Origin of the sequence: Mesorhizobium sp. M7A.F.Ca.CA.004.12.1.1, assembly GCF_003997835.1 — a bacterium.
Taxonomy (GTDB): domain Bacteria; phylum Pseudomonadota; class Alphaproteobacteria; order Rhizobiales; family Rhizobiaceae; genus Mesorhizobium.
In genome coordinates this window covers 1-2,412 of record NZ_RZRK01000892.1, presented here as the reverse complement: position 1 = coordinate 2,412, position 2,412 = coordinate 1, and the positions used below count along the sequence as shown (strand labels likewise).

The window sequence follows — 2,412 nt, the reverse complement described above, 5'->3', positions numbered from 1 at the left end:
AGCCAAGGCCAAGCTTGGCCATCAGCAGGCGCGGCTTGTAACAATTGCCGCTGTCGATCATGCCGTAAAGTATCATGGCTGTTCCCCGGAGCACTGTCTCCGCGCGATTATCGCAGCGGCGGCGGTCTCAACCAATGATTTGTTTTGGTACGACGATCAGCGCCGCTGATATGTGAATCGCCGAAAATCTGAGGCCGTTGAAGGGCATGTTGAGATTCAGGTCAGGCCGAGCCGAAAACGGTGGGTTCCGAGAACCGGAGCGGAGCGTACTTAAGTACGTGAGCTCAGTTCTACTGCGTGGCAGTAGAACTAGGGAAGCGCAGGAAGCCGCCGTTTGCAGGCCGGCATCACCTGAATATCGACATGCCCTAGCCAAAGAGGGGCACGACCTTGCTGTCCCGGCCCAGCAGCGCATCGATGACCAGCGGTTTCTCCTCGAATACCGTGCCGGCCAAGGCCGGACGGGCAAGGAGAAAACCCTGCAGCAGGTCGACGCCGCCTTCGAGCGCGACGCGCAGATGGGTGGGCTGCTCGATGCCTTCGACCAGCACCTTGGCGCCGCGGTCATGCAGGCTGGAAACCAGCGGGCGGAAGAACCGTTCGGCGGCAGCGTGGCGGCAGAACTCCGCGAACCAGGTGCCGTCGATCTTGACGATGTCGGGCTTGAGCAGGCTCACCCGCTCCTCGGTCGAGTGCCCGGTGCCGAAATCGTCGATGGCGATGCGGATGCCGTCGCGCCGCATCTCGCGCACCAGCCGCACGAGAAGCGCGTCGTCCGCCGCCTGTTCGGTGATTTCGCAGACCAGCATGGCCGGCGCCAGGCCGAACTCGCCGAGATGCCTGGTCATCAGGCGAATCTCGGCCAATGCCCGCCCGGCATGGTCGTTGATCAACGGGTTGTAGTTGAAGAACAGGTCGAGCCCGTCGACGCCGATGTTGCGGAAATTCCTGAGATGCAGCGCCCGGCACATGGTTTCCACAAACAGCCGGTCCGAGACGGCAACGCTTTCAAAGAACACCTTCGGCGCGCCGGGGCGGCCGGCACGGTGCGGCTCGATCAGGGCTTCGGCCGCGACCGCGTGAAGGAAACGGCCGCGCGGCGCGAAAATCGGCTGATAGGCGCTGCGCAGCCGGAACTCGCCATGGATGCCGTATTCGATGCCGACTTCGTCGACCCGGATCGCATCGCCGACATTGCGCCGCCGATCGTCTCTCATGTCGCCACGCGGCGCCCGAAGGCCTTGACCGGCCGCGCCGAAGGCGTTCCCACGGCAGGAGCCGACGTGTCGACGGCAGCAGCGACAGGCGCCTGCCTGGCCTTGTCGAAGACGCCAAAGCTGGTCGGCGCCAATTCGGGCCGCGCCAGCACGAAACCCTGCACCATCGACGCACCCGATTTCTCGGCGAGCTCCAGTTGCCAGCCCTCCTCGATGCCTTCGAACACCGTATGGATACCTTGCTCCTCGAAGTTCTTCACCATGGTGGTCAGCAACGCGAAGCCGGCGCCGGACTCCATCAGCTGCGTGATCCAGTAGGCATCGAACTTGACGATATCCGGCTTCAATTCCTTGACCCGATTGATGTCGGAATCGTCCGCGCCATAATCGTCGACGGCGATGCGAAAACCGTTGGCCCTCAGTGCCGCGACGAAGCCATGCAAGGCTTCCTGCGACGCCGACCGCTGCTCGGTCACCTCGCAGACGACGCGACGCGGGTCGATGCCGGCCTCGTGCAGCACGAGCCGCATTTCGCGCAAGGCAGCGTCGGCAACGGCGCGTTCGGTGAACACTGACGGGTCGAAATTGACGAAGATCGATGCTTCCCGCGGCAGGCAGGCACCGGCGTTGAGAAGATGCAGCGTCCTGGTCAGCGCCTCGATATGCAGCCGGTCGGCGGCCGGGCAGGTCGAGAAGAAATTCATCGGCGATTGCGGCTCGCCGTCGCGGAACGGCCGGATCAGCCCTTCGAACGCGACCACCGACAGCTTGCCTTCCTTGAAAGCGAAGATCGGCTGGAAGGCGCTTTGCAGCGTGTAGATACCCCAGACACCGGTGGAGGTGCCGTCGTCCTGACGGATGATGTGGGCAAGCCCGACGCTGCGCGACACGGTTCCTCGCTCCGCAATTGGTCTGCCATCCTGCCACTCAAGCCTCTACCGCTCGTTAATGAATTTATTGTTGCCGACCCCGGGTCCCGATCACAGCTCCTTGAGACCTGGATCAGCCGACAATACTTGCGTTGCGCGAAATCATGCGACATGAGAAGCGCCGCGGTCGCTCCTGGCCGCGCCGATCTTCCATGGAGACGTCAAGCTCATGGCCTTTCTTGCCGACACCCTTTCCCGCGTGAAGCCTTCCGCCACCATCGCGGTCACGCAGAAAGCGCGCGAGCTGAAAAATGCCGGCCGTGACA

At 63.1% G+C, this 2,412-nt stretch carries 2 protein-coding genes and 1 pseudogene; all 3 read right to left on the bottom strand.

What is annotated here, in order from left to right; translation table 11 throughout:
* Window positions 1–76, bottom strand: a pseudogene (locus EN984_RS39550) (glutathione S-transferase family protein); the annotation flags it as partial.
* Window positions 77–368: 292 nt separating this feature from the next.
* Window positions 369–1,217, bottom strand: coding sequence for an EAL domain-containing protein (locus EN984_RS31315; RefSeq protein ID WP_127270428.1), 849 nt, complete (start codon window positions 1,215–1,217; stop codon window positions 369–371).
* Window positions 1,214–2,107 (bottom strand): EAL domain-containing protein, encoded by an 894-nt coding sequence (locus tag EN984_RS31310; RefSeq protein WP_127270427.1) that lies wholly within the window; start codon window positions 2,105–2,107, stop codon window positions 1,214–1,216. Before EN984_RS31310 ends, EN984_RS31315 begins: the two co-directional genes overlap by 4 nt.
* Window positions 2,108–2,412: the final 305 nt, after the last annotated feature.

Coding starts and splice junctions, on each gene's coding strand:
- EN984_RS31315 (WP_127270428.1), bottom strand. CDS start 1,217: ATGAGAGACGATCGGCGGCGCAATGTCGGCGATGCGATCCGGGTCGAC.